27 protein-coding genes are annotated in these 22,362 nt (G+C 42.4%); 14 read left to right on the top strand and 13 right to left on the bottom strand.

All coding sequences use genetic code 11. The annotated features are described in order from the left end of the window. Nucleotides 1-171: 171 nt before the first annotated feature. From RTR76_RS04820 to RTR76_RS04810, 3 genes are all read left to right on the top strand, one after another. The gene (locus tag RTR76_RS04820) at nt 172-1,131 is read left to right on the top strand and encodes a permease (protein WP_312517253.1); all 960 of its coding nucleotides are present in this window, start codon (nt 172-174) and stop codon (nt 1,129-1,131) included. A gap of 15 nt (nt 1,132-1,146) precedes the next feature. Further along, nucleotides 1,147-1,929 carry a TIGR03943 family putative permease subunit gene (locus RTR76_RS04815; RefSeq protein WP_312517252.1) on the top strand — a complete coding sequence of 261 codons (783 nt, stop codon included), beginning with the start codon at nt 1,147-1,149 and terminating at the stop codon, nt 1,927-1,929. Between the two features lie 201 nt (nt 1,930-2,130). Next, on the top strand, nt 2,131-3,111 hold the full coding sequence (locus tag RTR76_RS04810; protein ID WP_312517250.1) for an ankyrin repeat domain-containing protein: 981 nt from the start codon (nt 2,131-2,133) through the stop codon (nt 3,109-3,111). 81 nt (nt 3,112-3,192) lie between these two features. On the opposite strand, the gene RTR76_RS04805 is transcribed toward RTR76_RS04810, so the two are convergent. Then, nucleotides 3,193-3,495, bottom strand: a complete 303-nt coding sequence (locus RTR76_RS04805) for a hypothetical protein (protein ID WP_312517248.1) — start codon at nt 3,493-3,495, stop codon at nt 3,193-3,195. Between the two features lie 320 nt (nt 3,496-3,815). Here RTR76_RS04805 and RTR76_RS04800 point away from each other — a divergent pair, with 320 nt between their 5' ends. Continuing rightward, complete coding sequence (locus RTR76_RS04800) at nt 3,816-4,814, top strand: hypothetical protein (protein ID WP_312517246.1); 999 nt, start codon at nt 3,816-3,818, stop codon at nt 4,812-4,814. Nucleotides 4,815-4,927: 113 nt separating this feature from the next. Here RTR76_RS04800 and RTR76_RS04795 read toward each other — a convergent pair whose 3' ends face one another. Both RTR76_RS04795 and RTR76_RS04790 read right to left on the bottom strand, forming a co-directional pair. Then, a complete protein-coding gene (locus tag RTR76_RS04795) occupies nt 4,928-5,233 on the bottom strand; it encodes an MGMT family protein (protein ID WP_312517244.1) in 306 nt (101 codons plus the stop codon). Nucleotides 5,234-5,405: 172 nt separating this feature from the next. Then, nucleotides 5,406-6,296, bottom strand: a complete 891-nt coding sequence (locus RTR76_RS04790) for a LysR family transcriptional regulator (protein ID WP_312517242.1) — start codon at nt 6,294-6,296, stop codon at nt 5,406-5,408. A 133-nt stretch (nt 6,297-6,429) separates the two neighbouring features. On the opposite strand from RTR76_RS04790, the gene RTR76_RS04785 reads away from it, so the two are divergent. The 3 genes from RTR76_RS04785 to RTR76_RS04775 all read left to right on the top strand — a co-directional run bounded on the left by RTR76_RS04785 (nt 6,430) and on the right by RTR76_RS04775 (nt 7,620). After that, nucleotides 6,430-6,603, top strand: coding sequence for a hypothetical protein (locus tag RTR76_RS04785; protein ID WP_312517240.1), 174 nt, complete (start codon nt 6,430-6,432; stop codon nt 6,601-6,603). A gap of 66 nt (nt 6,604-6,669) precedes the next feature. Further along, complete coding sequence (locus RTR76_RS04780) at nt 6,670-7,287, top strand: LysE family translocator (RefSeq protein ID WP_312517238.1); 618 nt, start codon at nt 6,670-6,672, stop codon at nt 7,285-7,287. A 48-nt stretch (nt 7,288-7,335) separates the two neighbouring features. Beyond that, complete coding sequence (locus RTR76_RS04775; RefSeq protein ID WP_312517236.1) at nt 7,336-7,620, top strand: putative quinol monooxygenase; 285 nt, start codon at nt 7,336-7,338, stop codon at nt 7,618-7,620. Nucleotides 7,621-7,688: 68 nt separating this feature from the next. Here the strand turns inward: RTR76_RS04775 and RTR76_RS04770 are convergent, their stop codons facing one another. Beyond that, entirely contained in the window at nt 7,689-8,858 is a 1,170-nt protein-coding gene (locus tag RTR76_RS04770) for an MFS transporter (protein WP_312517234.1), read from the bottom strand. 72 nt (nt 8,859-8,930) lie between these two features. Then, entirely contained in the window at nt 8,931-9,626 is a 696-nt protein-coding gene (locus RTR76_RS04765; protein ID WP_312517233.1) for a FadR/GntR family transcriptional regulator, read from the bottom strand. A gap of 162 nt (nt 9,627-9,788) precedes the next feature. Between RTR76_RS04765 and RTR76_RS04760 the strand changes: the two genes are divergently transcribed. Beyond that, nucleotides 9,789-10,163, top strand: coding sequence for a hypothetical protein (locus RTR76_RS04760; protein ID WP_312517231.1), 375 nt, complete (start codon nt 9,789-9,791; stop codon nt 10,161-10,163). Between the two features lie 485 nt (nt 10,164-10,648). Next, nucleotides 10,649-11,089: a hypothetical protein gene (locus tag RTR76_RS04755; protein WP_312517229.1), complete on the top strand. Its 441-nt coding sequence runs from the start codon at nt 10,649-10,651 to the stop codon at nt 11,087-11,089. 154 nt (nt 11,090-11,243) lie between these two features. On the opposite strand, the gene RTR76_RS04750 is transcribed toward RTR76_RS04755, so the two are convergent. Then, the gene (locus RTR76_RS04750) at nt 11,244-11,855 is read right to left on the bottom strand and encodes a DNA-3-methyladenine glycosylase (protein WP_312517226.1); all 612 of its coding nucleotides are present in this window, start codon (nt 11,853-11,855) and stop codon (nt 11,244-11,246) included. A 1-nt stretch (nt 11,856) separates the two neighbouring features. Beyond that, nucleotides 11,857-12,354, bottom strand: coding sequence for a pyridoxamine 5'-phosphate oxidase family protein (locus tag RTR76_RS04745; protein WP_312517224.1), 498 nt, complete (start codon nt 12,352-12,354; stop codon nt 11,857-11,859). A 230-nt stretch (nt 12,355-12,584) separates the two neighbouring features. Between RTR76_RS04745 and RTR76_RS04740 the strand changes: the two genes are divergently transcribed. After that, nucleotides 12,585-12,971 (top strand): RidA family protein, encoded by a 387-nt coding sequence (locus tag RTR76_RS04740; protein ID WP_312517222.1) that lies wholly within the window; start codon nt 12,585-12,587, stop codon nt 12,969-12,971. Further along, nucleotides 12,968-14,062, top strand: a complete 1,095-nt coding sequence (locus tag RTR76_RS04735) for a threonine synthase (RefSeq protein ID WP_312517220.1) — start codon at nt 12,968-12,970, stop codon at nt 14,060-14,062. Before RTR76_RS04740 ends, RTR76_RS04735 begins: the two co-directional genes overlap by 4 nt. A 180-nt stretch (nt 14,063-14,242) precedes the next feature. Here RTR76_RS04735 and RTR76_RS04730 read toward each other — a convergent pair whose 3' ends face one another. Together RTR76_RS04730 and RTR76_RS04725 are read right to left on the bottom strand one after the other, a co-directional pair. Then, nucleotides 14,243-14,944, bottom strand: coding sequence for a response regulator transcription factor (locus RTR76_RS04730; RefSeq protein WP_312517218.1), 702 nt, complete (start codon nt 14,942-14,944; stop codon nt 14,243-14,245). Then, the gene (locus RTR76_RS04725) at nt 14,931-16,076 is read right to left on the bottom strand and encodes an ATP-binding protein (RefSeq protein ID WP_312517216.1); all 1,146 of its coding nucleotides are present in this window, start codon (nt 16,074-16,076) and stop codon (nt 14,931-14,933) included. The genes RTR76_RS04730 and RTR76_RS04725 overlap by 14 nt, the downstream gene beginning before the upstream one ends. Before the next feature lie 168 nt (nt 16,077-16,244). Between RTR76_RS04725 and RTR76_RS04720 the strand changes: the two genes are divergently transcribed. Beyond that, on the top strand, nt 16,245-16,868 hold the full coding sequence (locus tag RTR76_RS04720; RefSeq protein WP_312517214.1) for a hypothetical protein: 624 nt from the start codon (nt 16,245-16,247) through the stop codon (nt 16,866-16,868). A gap of 134 nt (nt 16,869-17,002) precedes the next feature. Further along, a complete protein-coding gene (gene rnk, locus RTR76_RS04715; RefSeq protein WP_312517212.1) occupies nt 17,003-17,416 on the top strand; it encodes a nucleoside diphosphate kinase regulator in 414 nt (137 codons plus the stop codon). A gap of 59 nt (nt 17,417-17,475) precedes the next feature. On the opposite strand, the gene RTR76_RS04710 is transcribed toward rnk, so the two are convergent. The 3 genes from RTR76_RS04710 to RTR76_RS04700 all read right to left on the bottom strand — a co-directional run bounded on the left by RTR76_RS04710 (nt 17,476) and on the right by RTR76_RS04700 (nt 19,211). After that, on the bottom strand, nt 17,476-18,249 hold the full coding sequence (locus tag RTR76_RS04710; protein ID WP_312517210.1) for a TyrR/PhhR family helix-turn-helix DNA-binding protein: 774 nt from the start codon (nt 18,247-18,249) through the stop codon (nt 17,476-17,478). Nucleotides 18,250-18,453: 204 nt separating this feature from the next. Then, on the bottom strand, nt 18,454-18,861 hold the full coding sequence (locus RTR76_RS04705) for a GFA family protein (RefSeq protein ID WP_312517208.1): 408 nt from the start codon (nt 18,859-18,861) through the stop codon (nt 18,454-18,456). Nucleotides 18,862-18,956: 95 nt separating this feature from the next. Further along, nucleotides 18,957-19,211 (bottom strand): hypothetical protein, encoded by a 255-nt coding sequence (locus RTR76_RS04700; protein ID WP_312517206.1) that lies wholly within the window; start codon nt 19,209-19,211, stop codon nt 18,957-18,959. 341 nt (nt 19,212-19,552) lie between these two features. Between RTR76_RS04700 and RTR76_RS04695 the strand changes: the two genes are divergently transcribed. Next, nucleotides 19,553-20,626 carry a hypothetical protein gene (locus RTR76_RS04695; protein WP_312517204.1) on the top strand — a complete coding sequence of 358 codons (1,074 nt, stop codon included), beginning with the start codon at nt 19,553-19,555 and terminating at the stop codon, nt 20,624-20,626. Nucleotides 20,627-20,639: 13 nt separating this feature from the next. Here RTR76_RS04695 and RTR76_RS04690 read toward each other — a convergent pair whose 3' ends face one another. Further along, on the bottom strand, nt 20,640-21,950 hold the full coding sequence (locus RTR76_RS04690; RefSeq protein ID WP_312517202.1) for a DUF512 domain-containing protein: 1,311 nt from the start codon (nt 21,948-21,950) through the stop codon (nt 20,640-20,642). Nucleotides 21,951-22,362 lie beyond the last annotated feature (412 nt).

The following is a 22,362-nucleotide window of genomic DNA, read 5'->3' as shown; positions in this document are numbered from 1 at the left end:
TTCTTTCAATTATAGAAATTTTAGAGTTTTCAGTAAAATAGGTTGTCGTTATACCCGGTATAACAATAGCTATGGCTGACAAAATTCGCAGCTACGTTCTCATATTTACGGGATTAAAGAATACAATGAACAGATACCACTCTACTGCCTGCCAGACCGGAGGAGATTTATTTGGACACAATATTGGCAATTCTTACTGCACTATCAGGTTATATCGATTGGGGAACGATCAATAATTTTAAAATCATCTTGCTGAGTATTGTCCTGGAAGCCTTGCCGTTTGTCCTCTTCAGTGTAGTTGTTTCCGCTATTATAAATAATTTCGTCTCCGAAGAAACTATCCGGAAAATTATCCCTCGCAAAAAACTGTTGAGCATCATACCTGCCGCTTTGCTGGGCATCATTTTTCCCGTATGTGATTGTGGTATGGTCCCGATTATCCGCCGGCTGGTTATGAAGGGGGTTCCCCTCCATACAGCAACTGCTTTTATGCTTGCAGCGCCGATCATCAATCCGGTAGTGACTGCTGCTACTTCCTTTGCTTTTAAGCTAAATGCCAATATGGTGATCTTCCGCCTGGTAACAGCTTTTTTCATTGCCTGTCTGGCGGGCTGGTTAATCAGTATTTTCTTCAAAGGCAATGAACTGAGAGCAGATTCCGGTCATCATCATGCCTGCAACTGCTGCGGACAAAATGCAAAGAAGCATCGCTCAAGCAGAATGTCGCTTTCCGGAAGGCTCGTCCAAACCATTCATGATGCCAGCAGCGAATTTTTTGAAATGGGTAAATATTTATTGTTAGGGTCGATGCTGGGAGCACTTTCCCAGGTCATGCTGCCCCGCTCGGTATTGCTTAGCGTTGGACAGGATACTTTCTGGTCAATTGGTGTAATGATGCTGTTTGCCTTTGTCATTTCCGTCTGCTCCGCTGCCGATGCTTTTATCGCCGCTTCTTTTGCAACCAGCTTTTTACCGGGCTCACTAGTCGCCTTTATGGTGTTTGGTCCGATGATTGACCTGAAAAACATCTTCATGCTGCTCCATTCCTTCCGGACCCGGTTTGTCATTGTTCTGTCCCTTATTGTAACAATTGTTTGCGGTGCGGCGGCTTATCTGATTAACCTTTGGTAAAAGGATGTGACCATTTTGAGGCACAGGATACGAAGCAAATATGTATTGGACTGGGATGCGCTCTTACGGTCTGCCATTCTGCTTGGCTTTATCATTTTGCTAATCTGGCTCATTAAAACAGAGCAATTGACCCTCTATATCAATCCTAAATTTTCCAGTATGCTGGAAATTGCGGCTTATCTTCTCATCCCCATGCTTGCTGCCCAGTTGCTGACCATTTATCGTCCCGTCGCTCCCCTTCATGAACCGCACAATCACGGCAGCCGCTGGTCATATCTCCCCTTTATAGTTGTTCTGCTACTGGCCTTCGCACTGCCCGATCACGTTCTCAACGCCAATCTTGTTGGAACCAAAGGGCTCAACAGCCAAACGGCTGCCTCTACAATGGCCGCTTATGAAATGTCACGTCCCCTGGCTGATACGCTCCGCCAGGCACCGCTAATTAAAGTTACTGACAAGGATTATACAGAAATTATGAATGAACTGCAGTTCTTTACTCAGGATTATGTTGATAAAGAAATTACTATGACCGGCTTTGTCTTCAGACCGCCAGGAGCCACTCCTAAGCAATTTTCCCTGGTACGCTATGTAGTTGTCTGCTGTACAGCAGACGCTCTTCCTTATGGAATTTTATGTGAAATAGAGGATAAGGCCGGTTACGAAGAAGGGATGTGGCTCACAGTCACAGGCCGCATTCATCAAGTTCCCTACGAAGACAAAATCGTACCGTCCATAAAGATCAGTTCCGTCAAACGAGTCCCCGAACCAAAAGCCCCCTATGTCTTTCCTCCCGGTTAATCAGCAAGAAAAACACTATATAGACAACATAACGAGCTATAACCACCATAGGTTATAGCTCGTTATGTGTTACCAGGCTATTTACAATAAGCTACCGGAAATCAGTTATAGCATTAAGATTTACTTTTATCTTATTTACGAAGGAGATTAGCTGCTCACCTGTAATTATATTACATGGATTAATTTTTTGAGGTGATGGTATTGAGACCTATTTTATTATTTCTAATATGCCTATTACTAATCTCACCAATGTCAATTGGCTTCGCTCAAACACCAGAAGAAGCACTTACTGAACTTGATAAACTAAATGTACCATTCTCTGAACAAAACTTTTTTACCTACTCTCAGATAGGAAATGAAAAAATTATACGCTTATTTTTAGATGCCGGTATGAGCCCCAATATCCGCAATCCCTATGGTTGGACTCCACTTATGTCCGCAGCCGGAAGCAATCAACTTCAAATGGTAAAGCTTCTATTAGACAAAGGTGCTAATGTAAATCTAAAAACTCCCCAAAATGACACTGCACTTCATTATGCAGCAGCAACAGCTAGTAAGGAAATCATTGAGAGTCTACTGTCTGCAGGAGCTGATAGGTCTGTGAAAAATTCCTTCGGGTATACAGCCGCAGATATGGCAAATACCATGAGTAGAAAGGATATTGTTTCACTAATAAAAAACTGGACATTTGAGTCCGTGTCTCAATATCCTGCTAACGCTGTAATGCTCACAGAAAACCAGGCAGATGCTAAACAAGTACTTGATGCAATTAGAGAAATCAGATATAACGTAGAGTCAGGAGTTAATATTATAGAATATCGTATGGCACTTTCAAAGGCAACTGTTGAATATAGAAAATACGTCGATAAGTATCCCCAAGATGGCAAAGACGAATATCCCCGCATACTACTTTTCATGCCATTAGAGCCATATAAAGATGCTTATGAGTTCTGGTCTACTGCGATTTATAAAAACAAAAAAACTTTTTCTGAAGATTATTGTTCTTCACTATTTATTAAATATCCAGTGCTAAAATCGACACTAAAATTACGATACGCTACGGACAAAAAGGGTAACCCATACCGTAGCACGGGAGCATATTGGTATGAGGATATTATTGAGGGTTTATGGAGTCTATCAGCTGACTTAGAAAAAACATCGTACAAAAGTTTTTCAAAGTAATGCCCGTATTGCTTCATAAAACAGGCCTAAACCATATGGTTTAGGCCTGTTTCAATATCTCGATTTAAAATCTATTATTATCTACTTTACTGTTATACCAGCTGCCGACGGCAGCAAGTATGCTGGTTCACCCAGTATTGCAGCCATGATTTGCTTTTTCTTATCCTGGTGTTGCCCGCTGGATACATCTATCGAAGTGCTGCCATTGATCTTAAAGTGGAAATCAACATAAAACTGCATTCCATCCGCTTCTATTTCAATTCTATTTCTGTGTCCGCCTTTAGGAATCAACTCAGAAACCACAAACTTTTTGTAGTTTTCCGAACAGAATTTTTCCACGGCAGCCACAAGCAGCTCTCTATTTAGCATCTTTTCTCTGCTCATAATCAGTTCTCCTCATATGTACATTTTACTATTGCTGTCAGTGCGCAGCAGTTATAGTATACTGATAATTTTTCTGTTTCGCAAATTCTAGAATACTTTGCTTTCGTTTTCTTATACCGGGTATAGCCAGCATCTATTTTACAAAAACAAGATCGCTTTCTATACTTTTGATTAATGTGAATTTTCTAATTTTTCCTTCTTGGGACTTATAATATGCTTCCCGGGGGCGTATTTTGAGTAATAATTGTTCAAGTTGAAACTGACTCATAGCTAAGCCTGTCTGACTAGCTACAAATTTATAATCCAGGGAGGACTTCTATATGAAAAGAACTCTTATCGCTGCTCTTGCAGCAACTTTCGTCCTTACTGCAGCCTGTACCACTTTTGCAAGTCCCTTGCAGTTCGACGGAAAGGTTCAATATCAACACCGTATCAATACTAAAGAGGGTACTGCAGATGCCATTGAAAATAGATGGAAATTCGTACTAAATGGCAAAGCTGAGAATTTCGCTAAAAACATGAAGCTGTACTTCCGTATGAGTGCGGAGACCTTGAATGGTGATACGCAATCCTCTCGTGACTTTAATTCTTTTCCCGGACAAGATGATAATGACCGCAGTGTAATCAGCTTTTTAGACCAATTTGGCATAGAAATTCAAAATGCAGGTTGGAACTATAAAATTGGCCGTCAGGATGCTTTCATCGGAGCCAATGGGTTAATCTATGACAGCGCTTATGGTATTGGCAAACATATATTTGCTGATGGTATTACCATTACAGGAAAAAGTGGTGTAACTAATATCTCCGCGACAGCTCTTCAACTTGATCAATATGGCCATAATGATCCCAAGATCTATGCATTCGCTGCTTCTTACAATCCTAGTAAAGACCTTGCGGTAGGAACTACACTTGTTAAATTGAATGGTGATAAGCTCACTACCGATAAAAAATTCTGGGATGTAAATAGCAGCTACAATATCACTAACAAGTTGAATGTCTATGGTGAATATGCAAAGTCGGATGCCGCTACCTATAACAAGTCCTATGTATATGGCATTAATTATGACGTCGATAAGAAGAATTCGTTATGGACGTGCTATACAAATGTTGAACGGAGCGGTAATATCGTCGACAACTGGTCTACCACTACTTATGACAATAATGCAAAAGGGATGTACTATGGGTTTGGCCATAAATTCGATAAAACCACTACTCTCAACCTGTTCTACAGCAGAATGGAGAAAATTGAAACAGTGGGATCAGTCCCTGCAGGTACCAAGTTCACTTCTTTCCGCAGTACTCTCACTTACAAATTTTAAGGCTTATATACCCGATATCATAGGCTAATGTCCTCTATTAAAAGGAGCACATGTAATAGGATAATCCTATTGCATGTGCTCCTTGCTTATCTGTATTTAGATTACTTAACTCATTAAGGCTTCCAGCGACAGGTTTTCATATCCACAGTGCCGTCAGCAGTAAAGGTTACACCTTCCGCTTCCAGCAGTTGCCGCTGCACACCTGGGCCACCAAATACAAAGCCTTTGGCCAGTCTGCCATCCTGGAAGACTACTCTGTGGCAAGGTACTTTACCTTGATACGGATTGCGGTGCAGCGCATAGCCTACTGCGCGGGATGCCCGCCAGCTTCCGGCCAAGGAGGCAATCTGACCATAGGTTGAAACCTGGCCTTCAGGGATTTGGCAAACAATTTCATAGACTCTGTCATTAAAGCTCATAAAACCACCCTATGTAAAATAGCTCTTTAAATTATTCTAGCATAATTGCAAATCCCTGTGAATGATAAAAAGGAGCCAAAGTTCCACGAACTCTGGCTCCTCTTCGTTAAAATCTGTAGTCTACACCAATGGTATACGTCCTGCCGTCAGCTAACACGGGACGGCGCCAGCATTACACCGGACTTCCCGGAATCACTTCCTTGAATAAGTCCAGGAAATGCTTGCTGCTCGCCGATAAATTGCGGTTGCGGACCCAGACTATTTCTGTGTGAGTTGCGATCGTCGGTTCACTAATCGTCTTGTATTTTAGTCCCGAATCGGCAACCAGCTCCTTGCTGGATTGTGGGACCACTGCGATACCGATTCCCATTTTAGCCCATAGTATATTATGAATAATGCCATCACTTACACAGATGATTTTCGGAGTAAAACCAGCTCGCTCACACCACCCTAAAAACATTCCTTTCCAGCGCAGCGGTATAATCAACGGTTGATCCGCTAATTCACTGAGTTGCACTATATCAGGATCTTTTCCGCAAAAAACTCCCTCTTTTTTCATCGCAATCACTAAAGGCTCATCAGGCAACGTAATCGATTCATAAATTTGGGAATCAAAGGGCGCCCGCACTATACCGATTTCAATAACCCGGTTATCTAACAGCTCTAAAATCCGGTATCCATCACCTTCCCACAGTTGAAAAGTAACATTTGGATACAAGGTGTGAAATTTATTAATCCAGTTTGGCAGCAAGGTAGCACCTGATGTTGTTACCGTTCCGATTGTCAGCGTACCTGTGAGGCCGGAATGTAGTTCTAAAAGCTCCTTAACGGTACCATCTACTAGACCTAAGATTTGTTCCACACGCTCCCGGAGCAGTTGTCCTGCTTCTGTAAGCCTTATTTTGCGGCTCCCACGCTCAAACAGTTGAACACCAAGCTCTTGTTCCAACTGCTTCATTTGTTTACTAAGGGGCGGCTGAGCTATGTTAAGACGCTTTGCAGCATGACTAATATTCCCTTCCTCAACGATTGCATAAAAATGTTTCATATCTCTAATGTCCATGTCCACACCTCCTACTATGCCTTTAAAGTATAGTAGATATATATTTTAAATAATTTTATTATAGTTCGTGCTGTGCTATAATTGCAACGATAATCCATATAAGTTGCAAATTAACATGGAAGGGATGAAACTGATGCGTGCTTGTAGCTTTGTTTGTCTGATCGGTGTAGTCTTCTTAATCATTGACCAGTTCTATAGCGGACTTAGATGGGAAAGACTTTTTATCGGCGGTTTTGTTGTTGTTGCCATCTGGACTGATTGTAACCGCTGGTTTTATTATAAGCTTAAAAAAAGCAAACATGTTTAACCTGAGTACGAATTCCGACGGGAGGTGACTATTATATTCATACAAGGTCCAGAGCTATATTCGTTTATGGTAATTATTCTATTAATGATCATTTCTCCCGGAGCTAATCAGGTTTTGATATTACAGTCCGGAATGGTCCTGGGACATCGGGCGGCAGCTTATAATGTTCTGGGTGTTGCTGGTTCTATGTTTCTCCACGCACTGTTTGCAGGCTTGGGTATTTCTCTTCTTATCATGCAGTCACCGGGGCTGCAAGGAGTGATTAAAAGCTTGGGTGCTGCTTATATTCTCTACTTAGCTCTCAGAAGTTTGAAAAACGCCTACTGCCTCTATAAAGAAAACCAAACTATTTTGCCGGAAACGAGCATCACGGCTATCGCTACTGAAGAGACTTTTTCCCACTCCTTTAAAAAAGGCTTCATCTCCAATATACTTAACGTACAGACCACTTTTGTTTTCCTCTCGATTTTCCCGCAATATATGAACAAACAAAGCAGTCTATTTATCCAATCCTTTTTGTTAACTGGAATTTTTATCGGCTTGCTCTTTGCCTGGTATGCACTGCTCATTTTTCTGATTGCCTTAGTACGGGAACGCCTTCTCCATCCCAACATCCAGATATCGATTAAGGCTATTACCGGTCTTTTGCTATTCGGCATGGGATGTAAGATATTTTTACGATAACATATTTAAAAAATGATTCTTAGCGGAATTGCCACCAAGGAGATTTCAATGATAAAAGTAATTGCCCGCAGCATAATAAAAGAAAACTACTTACCTGAGGCTCTTCATCTCTATCAGTTATTAGTGCAGGAAACTGTAAAAGAACAAGGTTGTTTTTCCTATGAATTATTTCAAGAGTTAGACAACCCAAACAACCTTACACTGATTGAAGAATGGGAAGACCTCGAAGCTTTAAAAAGACATACGGAAACTCCTCATTTCATTACTTTAGTACAACAACTGTCTCAATTCGAAAAAGAGTTGCCTGTTCTCCTGTATAAAAAGCTATTTTAATTTATATCTTTGTGAAATCGAAGACCTCCAATCCTTTGCAGGATGGAGGTCTTCGATTTTATGCTGTATTACTGCTTTGCTGCCGCAGCTCGTCCGGGGGCGGGTAAAATAAATGCCATAATTACGGCAACTATGGGGACATATGCTAATAACTGCATAACCGCAGGAAGACCATAGTGATCAGCATACCAGCCTAGCATCGGTGTCACGATTCCACCCACACTTACAGCTAACCCCAGGGTAACACCTGAAGCCAAGCCAATACGGTTTGACAAGTACTTTTGCCCTAGCACCACCATGGGGCTGTAAGGCCCAAAGAGAGCCAGCCCAATTGGGATTAGAAGCAAAGTCGCCATTGTGACATTCTCAATGTAGGAAAAAAGCAGCAATAAGGGCAGTAATGCTGCGCTGCCAATCCGAATCATTTTAATATGACCAAAGCGATCTGCCAGACGACCTCCAAACAAGGTTCCCACAGCCCCAATGCCAAATAAAATTGTTAAGGCTGTTCCACCGGCTGCATTAGATTGCTGAAATATATGAATCCAATATAATGGAATAAAGGTATTCAGTCCGTAAAAAATGATCGAACGGCAGAATACAATGATGGTAAGCTTAGAAAACGGTCCCCATTCATCAGGAGTAGTCACAGGTTTAGCCTTATGATCTGCGGTTTTGGCACTTGGCTGAAATTCTTGCATATGTTTCGCGGCAAGCATAAGGACGGCTGCCATCAAAACTGCCGGTATGATTAATACAAAAGTTCCTTTCATGCCCCAAATCAATAGAGCACTTGTTGCGACAACCGGCCCTAATGCAAAGCCAACTGTCCCGCCAACGGCGAAAATACTTATGCCAGTTCCTTTTTTAGTGCCGGAAACATGGTTTGCGATCCGGGCTGCTTCAGGGTGAAATGCAGCAATTCCGATACCGCTAATCGTTACAGCACCAAAAAGAGACCAATAGTCTGTCAAAAAGCCGGTCGCAGCAAGCCCTAAGCCTGCCATTAACAACCCAACCGGCATCAACCATGGCTTCGATGCTTTATCGGCATAGTGGCCAAAAACTGGCTGAATAACCGATGAGATAAAGGTTGCAGCAAATACCAGACCAGCCGCGGCTGTATAGTTAAGATCTCTCTCCATAATAAGAAAAGGTAATATTGCCGTTAAGGCTCCCTGATTTAAATCTGTACACATATGCCCTGATGACAGTAACCAAATAAAACGATTTTTCATGTTATCCTCCCGAATTGAACATATCATCTGATGTTTATAGTTAACATTCGCTAGAATGTATGCTGTCGGCTCTTAATAAGTTTTACCTAATAACACTTGTAAGTCTGCCATCGTCTTATCGAGATTCTGTGCTGCCCAATACACAGCAGCCTGTTCATCCTGTCGCTCAATAGCAGCTAGCAATTGTTCGTGAATCGGTATCTGGTTTTTGTACAGTTCCTGATCGGAAATTAATTTATCTAACGCATCACGTACTGTGTTTGAAAAACTAAAATATAAATCTGTTAACACACTGTTTTTACTTGCAGATGCAATAGCAAGATGAAACTGAAGATCTGTCTCTACATAGGAACGATTGTCATTTAAGCTTCTTGCTTCGCGCCGTTTGGCTAAACTTTCACGCATCGTAATCAAATCTTCTTCTGATCTGCGCCGGGCTGCCAATTTCGCTGATTCCAGTTCGAGAGCGCGGCGAACTTCATACACTTCCAATATAGATGCCCGACGCAGCCGATGCTCTAACGGCTCCAGATTATTCGTTCTGCCTAGCACATAAGTACCGTCTCCCTGACGTACTTCCAGCAAACCCGCCTTTGCTAAAACGCGCACCGCTTCGCGGACTGTAGAACGCCCTACGCCAAGCATTGCCATCAGCTCTGTTTCCGTGGGAATTTTATCGCCTGGTTTGAGTTCGCCTAATGATATTTTTTCCTGAAGCTGATGAATGACATGATCACCAAGTTTTTTGTGTTCTATATTTTTAAACATCTGATCATCTCCTGTTTGATTTTAAAATATCATATTACCAGAGCAAAAGCAAGCAAGAACTTTTTTAGTATTACGATTTGTTTTTACGTTATCTTCACATAAAAAATAAAAAATTCATATAAATATATATAAACCAAAACACAAGATAGGAGTATATATGTAATGCATAAAAAGATTCGCGCAAACTACAAAGTTTTTAATGATGAAGTGCGCCCTTTATTCACCCGCGAACAAACCTCCAATACAATCCTATATAACACATTTTCAACCGCGCAAACCAATACTGCTCTTTGGACGCCTGCTGCCGGCAAGAGAATCTGCCTGACGGCGATAGAGGCATCCTCTCTTGCCGCCTTAGTGGTTACCCTGACCAGAACAGGTAACGCTCCCTTCCTCTCAGTGGTTTTAACAACAACAATGTCTGCTTTTAGCGAAAGCTTCCCATCACCTGTTATTTTCGCAGCAAATGAACGGATTTCCCTTAGTACCAACGCTTCAGGTACGATGTATATTACCCTTATTGGCTATGAGGTCTGACCGAAAGTAAAACGTCAGCAAAGGAGTGCTTAACAACGGAAAATACTAGATTAAATCAGAACATTTTACCTTCCGGGCAGCAGCCTCCGTTCAACAGACAAAAGACAGCAGACACTATCAAATATTCGACCTTTAACGTCCTGTCTTCGCCTGTTGCAGTTTGGACACCAGCTTCTCAAAAAACCATTACTCTCACGGCAGTACAGGCAGCGGCTCCTCTCGGAGTAACAATTACCTTAAGCCGCAATGGCAGCACCCAACTTTTATCCTTCAGTCTCAGCCAGTCAGCGGCCACTAAAAACCTAAGTCTCCCCTCCGCCTACAGACTTGCTAAAGACAATTCGATTTTCGTCCGCACATCGGATGAACAAACTGCCTGTAATACATTTGGCGGCGCTACTGCCACCCAAGTTGCCTTTAACAGCAGAAGTGATTTTACTAATGTAAATAATGCCGTCGGTCTTGACAACGGGCAGGTTGCCACATTGAGTTCAGCCCTGCTCAACCAAACCGGCGGCAGAATGGTGTTAACATACAGCATGTCTATGGAAGACGTCAATCAATTCCAGATTAAAAGTGTTGTTCTTAAATATTACTGCCGGCTTGCCCTAACTCTTGCTGTGGGAACTAGTACTATGACCCTTTACTGGCGGCCATCCTCAGCGGTTGATTGGCTCCAGCTTCAGCAGGTAAGCCTTTCCCTGATCGGAACGCAGGACTATTTAACCACTCCTCTTACACAGGATATAACTGCATCCGTACTGGCAGCAGCCAATCCCTGGGATGTAATCGCCAATATGCAGACTTCCTTTACAGGACTTCATACCGGTTTGGGAGTAGGTAATTCTATTCAGCTGGATGCAGTAGAAGTGGAAGTTTGCGTTACTGGTATGAACAAACTTACGCTCTTTGGCTATGAAACGTAAAGCAATCTCAACGGTACATCACCGATTGAGAATAAAACTAGAACACCTTTAGATAGATGTTCTAGTTTTCATTTAAACCATTTTTTAATTTTTTATCTCCCTTTTTCAGGTTCGCGACATGAAATGGGAGTGAATAGCATTCACCTATGATTAACTATTTTATAGAAACATATTGATTATCTTTTATATAAAATCGCCACTTAAAGTCCTTTGCTTCTTCCGCATAATCAATGCCTACCCGTTTTGCAGCCACAATCGTAAACGGCTCATAATCGCCTTCTTCTATATATAGCCTATTGCCACACAGATCTTCACCGTTTAAGCATTTATCAATTACCAATGCTTTGCACAATTTACCCGGACCATTCGTTAGCCCCTTCTTTTGAGTTTTTGTTAACTGATTAGAGGGCTTATTAAATCTATTTTGAGACATTAAATTAAAGCCTTCCATTGGCTCAACAGCTCTTACTAAAACGGCTTGGGGAGTTCCTTCTTCCCTTGTAACAACATTAAAGCAGTTATACATGCCATAAATCAGGAATACATAAGCAAATCCTGGCCCGCCATACATAACCTCTACTCTTTGCGTTCTCTTGCCACCATAAGAATGAGCAGCCTTATCTTCAATTCCCATATAAGCTTCTGTCTCAACAATTTTTGCCGAAAGCCTTTGCCCGTCTATTTCGCGGACAAGCACCTTGCCAAGGAGTGCCTGAGCAACAATTAATGAATCTCGGTTATAAAACGCTCTGTCTAACAGTTTCATTTTAGCTGTGCCCGTTTCTCATTTTTACCAGGTCCATTGCTTCTTTACCTGTAACCTGGTCTATCTGTATTTCTAGTACTGCTAAAGCCTTCCAGGCGCTTTGAATTTCCTTTTCGCCCTCTAGCTCTAACCCGGGAGCGTATTTTCTGTTTAACAGCCGCATGACCCGAAGCTTTTCCGCATCATCTTCAAGCTCTCTTACCGTACCAAACGCAATAGCACTCCGGAAATTAGTCGTAAATTTCTCAGGGATAATGTCATCTTTATCAATAACACAAAACGAGACTTTATTATTCTGCCGGATCGCGTCCAGCTTGTGCCCGGCCTTGGCACAATGAAGATAAATCTTCCCAGTTTCATAGACAAAATTTAGCGGTACGGCATAGGGATAGTCCCCTGCACCGCTGACAGCCAAAATGCCAGTCACTCCCCTATCGAGTATCTCCTCCGTGAGCTCTTGTGATAAAAACTGTTTCTTTCTTCTCATTTCATGAAGCATTGTATGCCCCCCTTAAATCTTTTCGAATTTCATTCAGATAGCTCTTTGATTACCACTTCAAGAGTCATTGTTTTATAAAAAATAGAGGAAACACTTGTTACCCCTATTTTTTCATATAAAATATAGGGTATAGGGGAAGTATGTAGAGTCTATTATATATTTTTTTACACAACAGTCAAAATCTACCCAAAAAAGTATACTAATAATCAAAATGACGCTGAAAGGACAGAATGATGAAAAAGGTCTCACCAGATTACGCCAGCCCTAATACCGGGCATTATTCGCCGGGAGTGATTTCTCATGGCATGCTGTATATATCGGGACAATTATCCATTGATCCTGATACCCGTAAAGTTCCGGAAGGCGATATCGCAACTCATGCCAGTCTTGCCTTAGCAAATCTGGACCGTGTTTTACAAGCTGCCGGGCTTGTACGGAATTCCGTTGTCCAGTGCCGAGTATATGTGTCGGATATTGACCAATGGGACGCCGTCAATCAGGTTTACGCCGATTTCTTCGGTGAACATAAGCCGGCACGGATTGTCATTCCCGTAGGAAAGCTCCATTTTGGTTGTCTTGTGGAAATTGAAGCAGTTGCGGAGGTTGATAAAGTATGAATTATATCTGCTCAAAATGCGGCAAAACAGAAGAAACTACCACACTGGCTGCCAAATGTTCGTGCAGCGGACTATGGAAACTGGCGTATACCCCTCCGAAATTTGACCTGTCGTTAATTGACCAGGCCACATGGAGCATCTTTCGCTACCGGGCCTTTCTGCCATTAGAAGGAGAAGAGTGGCAAAATATCAGTCTGGGCGAAGGCATGACACCTGTCATTCAGTTTACTGAAGATGTTTTGCTTAAAATGGATTACTTTATGCCAACTTTGTCTTTTAAAGACAGAGGTGCTGCTGTACTGATCGCCCACTGCAAAGCAATTGGAATACATTCCGTAGTCCAGGATAGCAGCGGCAATGCCGGAAACAGCGTAGCTGCTTACTGCGCCAAAGCCGGTATTGAGTGTGAAATTTTTGTACCCGAAGGGACATCACCGAAAAAAATTGATATGATAAAGGCTCATCAGGCAAAGGTCAATATTATTCCCGGCTCACGTGACAACTGTGCCGATGCCTGCCGCGCCAAAGTAGACACAGAAGGAAAATACTACGCTAACCATGTGTACAACCCGTTTTTTTATGAGGGTACGAAAACTTATATCTATGAAGTCTATGAACAATTGCACAGAATTCCCGCCACCATTTTTGTTCCCCTCGGTAATGGCACTCTGTTCATTGGCATTGTAAAAGCGCTGGAAGAGTTTCTAGCAAGTGGCATTATTGAAAAAATGCCCCATATCGTAGCCGTCCAAAGTGAGTATTGTGATCCTTTCGTCAAAGCCGCACTGGTCAAAGATAAACTGCCTGCTGCTGTAACGCCTGTGCCAACAATGGCCGAAGGAATCGCCATCGGTGTTCCTATGCGTGGTCAGGAAATTCTGGAATACACTTATAAACACAACATTGAAATGATTACCGCCCCGGAGGATCGTATTCTCGAGGCTAGAATGGCACTTGCCACCAAAGGCATTTACTGTGAGCATACGACTGCCGCTACTTACGCCGCCTATTTGCAGTATTGTGAACAGAAAGGAAAAACTGTTGATTGTCTGATTCCTATGTGCGGTGCGGGCTTAAAATCTGATCATTAAAGTCAATCATAAAAGAACCAGCAAAAGAGATCGCCACGCTACGCTCGCGATGACACCCGACTTTACTGTCATTGCGAGGAGTAAAACGACGCGGTAATCTCTTTTTCTGGTACGTTTGTCTACACGCTGAGAAGCCGGCTTTGCCTGGCTTCTTTTTTATGTGTCAGTTCTTCCAATTCCTTACTCATCAACAAGGCGGTAGCCCACCCCTATTTCGGTCAGGATATACCGTGGTTTGGCCGGATTCTTTTCGATTTTTCGCCTGAGTCCAGCCATGAGAGCCCTGAGAGCCTGCGTATCACTGCCGTATCCGATTCCCCATATTTCCTTCAAAATTTGCTTAGTAGTCAGCACTTTTCCTATATTCTTAAAAAAGAGCGCCAATAAATTATATTCCATAGGCGTAACATGAGTTTCGCCGCCATCAACATAAAGCAACCGCTTGTCAAGGTCAATCTGCAATCCGCCTACCTGGAGAATACTCTGCACCTTGCTGCCGTTATTCTGCTTATACAAATAGCGCAGCACGACACGTATCCGGGCAAAAAGCTCTGTTGCTGAAAAGGGCTTTGTCAAGTAATCATCGGCTCCCAAATCAAGGGCAGCTGCCTTCTCCTTATCCTGATCACGGGCAGAAATAACGATAATCGGCATATCCGACCATTCGCGCACTTTTCTGATGATCTCCATACCGTCAATATCCGGCAGTCCCAAATCCAGCAGCATCACATCAATCGGTTCCGATACCAGCAGGCTTAAGGCTCCTTCACCAGTGCTTGCGGCAATATGCCTGTAGCCTTCTGCATTCAGTAAGTAGCAGATGTAATTGCGTATCTGCCTGTCATCCTCAACGGCAAGGATGTAAGTACTATATTGCTGCATGCTCTTTCACCTCCAATGGGAGCGTAAAGATAAACTCCACTCCTGGCCCATTTGAGCGATTATGGGCCTCTATACTGCCGCCATGTGCCTTTACCACTGCATCACATATGGGGAGCCCCAGACCTATGCCTGGCTGCGCATCGGAATGCTTAACCCTCGACGTATAAAACATCTGAAAGATATTGGGCAGCTCGGAAGCTGCAATCCCCTCACCGCCATCACGCACCGAGAATACGGCACAGTTTTTTTCTGTATCCTCTGTCACCGCAACGCGGATTTCATCCTCGAGAGTCGTATGCTTGATGGCATTATCCAACAAATTGATCAATACTTGTCTGATCAGCTTGGCATCCATCGGCACAAGCAGCAATTCCTCCGGCACAGATACAGCGATTTCATGCTCCGGATAATGCCGTGAAATATGACGAATGGCAGCACCTACGACCTCTTCAGCGGCTTCTTCCTGTTTATTAAGTACCAGTTTCCCGTCCTGCAGACGGGTCAGGCTCAAAATGTTCTCAACCAGAGAATGCAGCCAATTGGCATCCTTATGAATTCCCGCCATAAGAAGGTATCGCGGATCGTCCTCTGCCGTCATATTCAATAGCATTTCCGATGTTCCGATAATACCAGAAAGGGGGGTGCGCAAGTCATGAGAAATCGACCGCAGCAGATTTCCCCGAAAACGTTCTTGAGCAATTTCCTCATTAAATTTTATCCGCTGTTCAATAGCGCGAAAACGGTCCATTGCCAAAGCCGTGCTTTCAATCATGGCATGCAGCATACGGGTTTGTGACTCACTCATGGTTTTTGCAGCTTTTTGAGGAACCCGGATAATCCCCAGCGTCGTTTCGCGTCCATTGATGGGCCAGTCATAAAACTCCATTCCATCAGCAAAATTAGCAGCAATCTGCTCCTGTTTGCCATTCGCGTCAAGCCACAGGCAGCCGACATTACTATTCAGCATTTTACCAATGGCGTTCGTCGCTATCCCCGCAATATCCCGAATGTCTGCTGCATCTGTAAGGTGATTCGTCAAAGTATAAAGAATTTTTGTTCCTGCTTCTTTTTCCCGGGCTTCTGCTGCCTTTTGTTTGGCATAAGCAGTAATGCTTTTCATGCGTTTAAACATATTTATGCCTTCTTTTCTTAGATTTAAGCTTCCTCACAATTCTCTCACACGATTTCCTGCTTTCTCACACCGTACTCACAGCATTTTTGCTATAATAACTTTCATTGAGCGAATTGATGAAGGGGCAAAAAACCTGCCGGATTTTTGACGGAAGGGAGGCGTCTTCCATTGCAAAGTTTAACCGATTATCAGATTGCCATGGCCCAAGCCGGATTCCGGTTGCTTACCATTGAAGCTTGCACCGTCGCTCCTTCGGCAGACAATGCAGTATGCCATACAGGCGTGTTGCCGGATGATCAGCTTGCCGAATTAAAAAGCACAGTTGCTGAATACCATAACTATGGTGCCAAGGTCTTGGTACAACTTCACTATTCAGGCATAACAAACGGTATGGAACAAAAACGGGACACGTTTGTTCATGAATTGGCGGCTGCCGTTGGAAAATGCCGGACTGCCGGGGTCGATGCAATCGAAATCCTTGCGCATTACCAGCTCCTTATCCCCATTATTCAGGAGATAAAGAACCAAGCAGGTACTGCATATCCCATCATCGTAAGAACAGATGATTTAAGTATCATAGAAATAAGCTCTATTGCCAAACTTCTCGAAGAAGCCGAAGTGAATGTGATCCTCGTATCGGCTAGTTCTGGATATTTACGTTACCTGGAAGAAAAAATTAGTAAATCCGTTACACTGCCTGCTCTATTAAAATATCTGTTATTGCCTGTAACCAATACGCTTGCCCTTATCTCACAAAGAATATTTTGCAGGCTTGCAAGGCGAATGTACTAGTTACTACCTAACAGCCTCAATGTTTCTGTTTTTCAGTATAGCAATACCCAGATAAAAGTACAATCTTGTATTCCGCGCATAGGAGTTACGTCTCTGATTTATATAATATAAATTGAACGAAAGGGGAAATCAGCGTGTCGAGAGCCATTTTTATTACCTGTACTGACCTGGAGAGACTGGAGAAGTTAATTCAGACTGAAGAAGAATTTGTACCAGGCAGCAAAACACATCTGTTAGAATTGAAGTCCGAACTAAAGCGGGCTGTGGTTGTAGAACCGCAGGCTATTCCCGCTGATGTCATAACCATGCGCTCACAGGTTTTATTAAAAGATCTAAGCAGCAGCGAAGAAATGAACTGCACACTGGTTTATCCTGACGAAGCCGACATGCTGGAAGGTAAAATTTCCGTATTGGCACCCATCGGCATGGCTATTTTAGGCTACCGGGAAAACGACAGGGTCGAATGGACTACGCCCGGCGGAGTCGTTCTGCTGCAAGTAGAAAAAATCATCTTTCAGCCTGAGGCCAGCGGTCATTTTGATTTATAAAAGTAACTATATAGTAACAAACAAGGCCATTGCAAATACTGCAATGGCCTTGTTTCATTTCAATAACTGCCAGACTGTAGGCCATGTTTTTTTAGTTTCTTTAGAATTGCCGTATGTGACAGACCAAGAACTGCACCTGCCTGCCGGGAGGAATGGAATTTGCGGATAGTGGCCTGCAATATCTCCCGTTCTACCGCTCCCAGGCTCGCTTCGAGAGTCTGCCCGGTTAAAAACAGACTCTGATTTTTCTTGAACGGCAGAGTTTTCGGTTTAGATGCCCACGATCCCTGACTTTCACAAAGCACAATAACCGCACCGGTAACTTTGCCGTTTTCATTTCGCATAGGGCGGGTACTGACTGTACAATATCTGCCGGTCATCGCAATAAATACCTCCTGATTGCGAAAGGAATGACCTTCTCTTATTGTCCGGGAAATAAAAAGAATATCCAACAGCGCGTCTGGCAGCGGCTGTTCCAGACTATCTGCCTTCAAATTCAGGATATTAATCGCTGTTTTATTATATTTCTCTATTATTCCTGACAGATTGATGGACAATAAGCCATCTTGTAATGAACTTAGAACAGCTTCGAGTTGTTCAGCCCGTTCCTTTGAAGGCATAGCAGCGACTTCACTTACATGATGAATATCTTCCACCTGCTGCAATGCGCGTATCAGTTCCGGCATTTGTTCTGCAAAAGCCAGGTAGCATTCCAGATAGAGTGCCCCCTTCACCACTTCAAGCGCTACAATGTCACATTCCTGGTTCGCCAGCACCTGTGAAATATCCAGCAATAGCCCTGGCCTATTTGTGCAGGTCATACATAAGCGCACAAGATCGCCTCCCGTCTTGCAAAGTTGCTAAAGTACTAGTTATCATAACAAAAATGCTGTGAGCACGGTGTGAGAAAGCGCGAAACTATGTGAGTATGGTGTGAGAATAGAAAAGACCGTTCAGCTTTTAACTGAAACGGTCTCAGCACTTTTCAGATAGTAAACGTTCAACCTGTGACATCTAGGCGCTATTATTTAAATATGTTAATTCCCTTCTGGGAGTTGATCGAACTTTGGTACTTTCTCTAAGTCGTTATCCCAGTTAGCCTTGTTTGCAAAAAAGATGTGCCCTTGAGGCTTAAAATGTATTTCACTGTCAATACTCCCTGCTGGAATAACCAGCAACTTGCCATCCATCTGAATATTAGGGAGTGCTGATCCGCAAGTGGTGCAGAAGCTTTTCACATGCCCATCTGAGTTAAAGTTAAAAGTCTTAGCTTTATTTTCGCCCGACAACCAACTTAACTTGGCTGTAGAGGAAAACAAATTAGCGGCATGAGCTGAGCCTGTATCTTTACGGCAGCGCTCACAATGACAAAAAAAGAACCGCTCAAACTCTCCTTCAATCACGAAAGTAATTTCACCACAAAGACATGATCCTTTGTATAGCATAATGAAATCTCCCTTCTCTATTTGCATTTATGTAAGCCTTTATTTATTTTCTTATCTTCATTAATCAATCTATTTTATACTATTCTACAAAATATTCATGGCGCTTCAATTGGATCAACGCTATTCTGTTTCAGAATACCTGCTTCCAGTAGTTGTTTAACAATATTCTGCTGAGTAGCCAGCGACTGAACAAAGCCTTCCAGCGGCATAATGATTCTCCGGTTAACTTCGACAACGGGCTGCCCATTATCACTTTTCAATTGCGGCTGCACAGTCATCAAATCTAAACGAACTAGGTTTCCGGTTACATGGATAGCACTAATTCCATCAGCAAAAATTTCTTGGTTCATAGTAATGCTCCTCAATTGTTTTTAAGTATTGTAGAATAGCAGCCCACAAAATGTGGACATACATACTTCTACATATTCAGCATAATGCGACTACCTATTCACTGCAAGTAAAGAAGGATAAAAAATTATTAAGATAATCTTTGTAAATTTTATGTTCATGTCATGTGTTCCAGCATGAGTATAGGTTCTCAATTATTTATTTGAGGGACAACGATGTATCGTTTCAAATCTAGTTTACAACATATAGCCATATTATATGGCCTGCTATTTCAATATTTTTAGAGTAATCTTGGTGTATCCTGCTATAATTTAGCTAAATATCATTTGTGAGGAGTGAGATAATGACTTGGATAAAAGCGAACCGGGCTATTGGCATCGGCAGCTTACCTCATACAGAGATACCAGCCGCCTTTGAGCTGGTATCCCGCACCTTCCCCCATTGGCCTCATTGGCCACAATTACCACAGCGCAGCAACGAACAAGGATTTGTTATGCAATACGTGCAGCCACTTGTAAAAGCTGGACTGCTTCAAACAGAGAATCTCTGTTTTGCCAGAAATACACCTGACTGGAGCAGTAATCTATCCCACTTCTATGAACTGTACGCCGCATTTCAGGAAAACGCTTCACAGGCCCTGGACTTTTTTTCCTTAGAGCCAGACGCCTTTAGCAGCCTGGACTACTTCCTTACCCACCTTACTGCTCGTTTTCCTGCAGCAGAGGGAGTCAAAGGTCAAATCAGCGGACCACTCTCCATAGGCCTGCAAATAAAAGACGAATGTGGCCAAGCTGCTTTTTATGATAAGACGCTGCGTGACCTGCTGGTTAAATGCATAACCGCCCAAGGAGTTCTGCAGGCCCGTATGCTCCAGTCAACGCGTCTGCCTGTTCTGCTCTTTATTGATGACCCTTGTCTTTTCTTTTTGGACGACCCGGCCCATAACGCACTTACCCGTGAAGCTGCGGCCGCCGCTCTTCTGGAAATCATCCAGCCGCTTAAGTCACTAAACGTCAAAGTAGGAGTTCATGTCTGTGCCCCGGCTGATTGGTCCATCTTATTTGCATTGCCTTTAGATATTGTCAGCTTTGACGCATATACCTATTTCGATAGTATGAAAGAACAAGCACAATATTTGCAAGACTTTTTGCTCCGCGGCGGAAAGCTGGCCTGGGGCCTGATCCCCACATCTGAAGAAGCCTGGCAAACCACCGCTGCCGATTTAGCACAATTGTTTGAACAACAGTGCTCTGTTCTACAGGCCTGCAGCCTGGATGTCAACCTGCTGCGCCGGAATATTATCTGGACGCCTAGCTGCGGCACAGGTATGCTTGAGCAGAAACTGGCTAGACACATTTATCGCTTGTTAACGGAACTGGCTCAATTGTATGAAAAAAATAACGGAACTATTGTTTAGTTCCGCTATAAAATCAAGGCGCTATATGTTCGTTAATGAGCTGGATCAGGTCTTCCCCCGTAAAGTCACATATTAAAACTTCTTTATTAAAATATTCTTTGAGTTCAACAGCAGTAACATCATCAAGCAGGATATCTTCGCCACTCTTAAACATATTTTTAGGCATAATAATATAATCAAAAACACTGTCTACCTGGATCTGTTTCATAATATCCTGTCCGGTTAGCAAGCCACCGGCAGTAATGGTTGGACCAAAAAAATCATTGACAATTTGATGAACATTGATTTTGATTTTGTTGTTTTTTCCCTCAATTTCTCTAGCAGCCCATACGATTTCGCTGTATGCGGAAACACCTGTGATTAAGGTAAAGGACCCCTTACCTTTCTTGTTTAGCTTTTTTAGATTCTTAGTAATACAATTTCTAAAAAAGCGGATCATTCCCACACCATCTTCAATTTGCTCAAAATCTCCATAAAATTCAGTAGCTGGTATTTCATTTCCCGATAACACATAAAATTCATCTGATAATCGCACAAAGGGAGTACCAATTTTCTGTAGGGCCTTTTGCTGAAACCTACTAATATTATCGAGTTCTGCCTTGGCACTATCAGCATCGTATAACGTGACTTCTTTTAGATTCTTTCTGAATTTAGTAACGCCAACGGGTACTGCTGCTACGTTTTCTACTGATGGATATAATTTATATAAGTCATTGACTGTTTTAATTAATTCTTCTCCATTATTGTATCCAGGGCATAATACGATTTGACAGTTCATTGTAATGCCTGCATCGGCTAGCTTTTCAAGTCTCTCATAAATGTTTCCTGCGAACCTGTTATTCAACATTTTTTTTCTAAGTTCAGCATTCGTCGTGTGTACCGAAACATTGATAGGACTAATTCTATATCTAATAATCCGATCTAAATCAGCATCAGTCATATTGGTTAAGGTTACAAAATTACCTTGAAGAAACGATAATCTTGAATCATCGTCTTTGAAATACAGAGTGTTGCGCATTCCCTCAGGCAATTGATCAATAAAACAAAAAAGGCAGTTATTATGGCAGCTTCGCGCATCATCCATAATCCCATTTTCAAACTCAATTCCTAAATCCTCTTGATAGTCTTTTTCAACTTCAAAAGTCCAAATCTCTCCATCTTGCTTTTCTATTTCAACTTCTACGTAATCATCTGCCATTAAGAACTTATAATCTATTATATCTTTAATCTCAGTTCCATTGATGCTGATTAATTTATCGCCAGCCTCTATTTCCAGCTCTTCGGCAATACTCTCACTGATAATCTTTGAAATTTTATTATTCATGCTTTCAATCCTTACTTAATATACTTCTGTTCCGCAACCAGCCTATAAAAATACCAGCATCCTAGGTCAATCGGTAATTGTCATACGACAGTACCAAACACGAAATGGTATCAGTTTTTGCTGGAGATATAATACCATAATTACTAGCAAAAGTCGAGAAATACGCTAGACGACCTACATTGTACGGACTGATTTTCATCAACCCGCACAGGCCAGATCCTCGTATTACCACTCTACTTGTAGGCACCTACAACTTCTATGTGCCGTTAGAGAACCAAACAAAGATTAACTGTGGTAAAAAATCAAACCGTAAGTGAAGCACCTATGTACATATTGATTAATGACTAAATTATTTGCTGAAATTTTAGATCCCTGCAGAGTGCCATTTCTGCAGGGACTTTCTTTGGTAATG

It is taken from the genome of Anaerospora sp. (assembly GCF_032013335.1).
In the GTDB taxonomy this organism is placed as follows: Bacteria; Bacillota; Negativicutes; order Sporomusales; family DSM-15969; genus Anaerospora.
This window is presented reverse-complemented; position numbering and strand designations above follow the sequence as displayed.

Bases quoted from the DNA above. Each gene is read 5' to 3' on its own strand.
- RTR76_RS04805 (WP_312517248.1), bottom strand. From the start codon at position 3,495: ATGAGCAGAGAAAAGATGCTAAATAGAGAGCTGCTTGTGGCTGCCGTG.
- RTR76_RS04800 (WP_312517246.1), top strand. From the start codon at position 3,816: ATGAAAAGAACTCTTATCGCTGCTCTTGCAGCAACTTTCGTCCTTACT.
- RTR76_RS04795 (WP_312517244.1), bottom strand. From the start codon at position 5,233: ATGAGCTTTAATGACAGAGTCTATGAAATTGTTTGCCAAATCCCTGAA.
- RTR76_RS04790 (WP_312517242.1), bottom strand. From the start codon at position 6,296: ATGGACATTAGAGATATGAAACATTTTTATGCAATCGTTGAGGAAGGG.
- RTR76_RS04785 (WP_312517240.1), top strand. From the start codon at position 6,430: ATGCGTGCTTGTAGCTTTGTTTGTCTGATCGGTGTAGTCTTCTTAATC.
- RTR76_RS04780 (WP_312517238.1), top strand. From the start codon at position 6,670: ATGGTAATTATTCTATTAATGATCATTTCTCCCGGAGCTAATCAGGTT.
- RTR76_RS04775 (WP_312517236.1), top strand. From the start codon at position 7,336: ATGATAAAAGTAATTGCCCGCAGCATAATAAAAGAAAACTACTTACCT.
- RTR76_RS04770 (WP_312517234.1), bottom strand. From the start codon at position 8,858: ATGAAAAATCGTTTTATTTGGTTACTGTCATCAGGGCATATGTGTACA.
- RTR76_RS04765 (WP_312517233.1), bottom strand. From the start codon at position 9,626: ATGTTTAAAAATATAGAACACAAAAAACTTGGTGATCATGTCATTCAT.
- RTR76_RS04760 (WP_312517231.1), top strand. From the start codon at position 9,789: ATGCATAAAAAGATTCGCGCAAACTACAAAGTTTTTAATGATGAAGTG.
- RTR76_RS04750 (WP_312517226.1), bottom strand. From the start codon at position 11,855: ATGAAACTGTTAGACAGAGCGTTTTATAACCGAGATTCATTAATTGTT.
- RTR76_RS04745 (WP_312517224.1), bottom strand. From the start codon at position 12,354: ATGCTTCATGAAATGAGAAGAAAGAAACAGTTTTTATCACAAGAGCTC.
- RTR76_RS04740 (WP_312517222.1), top strand. From the start codon at position 12,585: ATGATGAAAAAGGTCTCACCAGATTACGCCAGCCCTAATACCGGGCAT.
- RTR76_RS04735 (WP_312517220.1), top strand. From the start codon at position 12,968: ATGAATTATATCTGCTCAAAATGCGGCAAAACAGAAGAAACTACCACA.
- RTR76_RS04730 (WP_312517218.1), bottom strand. From the start codon at position 14,944: ATGCAGCAATATAGTACTTACATCCTTGCCGTTGAGGATGACAGGCAG.
- RTR76_RS04725 (WP_312517216.1), bottom strand. From the start codon at position 16,076: ATGTTTAAACGCATGAAAAGCATTACTGCTTATGCCAAACAAAAGGCA.
- RTR76_RS04705 (WP_312517208.1), bottom strand. From the start codon at position 18,861: ATGCTATACAAAGGATCATGTCTTTGTGGTGAAATTACTTTCGTGATT.
- RTR76_RS04700 (WP_312517206.1), bottom strand. From the start codon at position 19,211: ATGAACCAAGAAATTTTTGCTGATGGAATTAGTGCTATCCATGTAACC.
- RTR76_RS04695 (WP_312517204.1), top strand. From the start codon at position 19,553: ATGACTTGGATAAAAGCGAACCGGGCTATTGGCATCGGCAGCTTACCT.
- RTR76_RS04690 (WP_312517202.1), bottom strand. From the start codon at position 21,950: ATGAATAATAAAATTTCAAAGATTATCAGTGAGAGTATTGCCGAAGAG.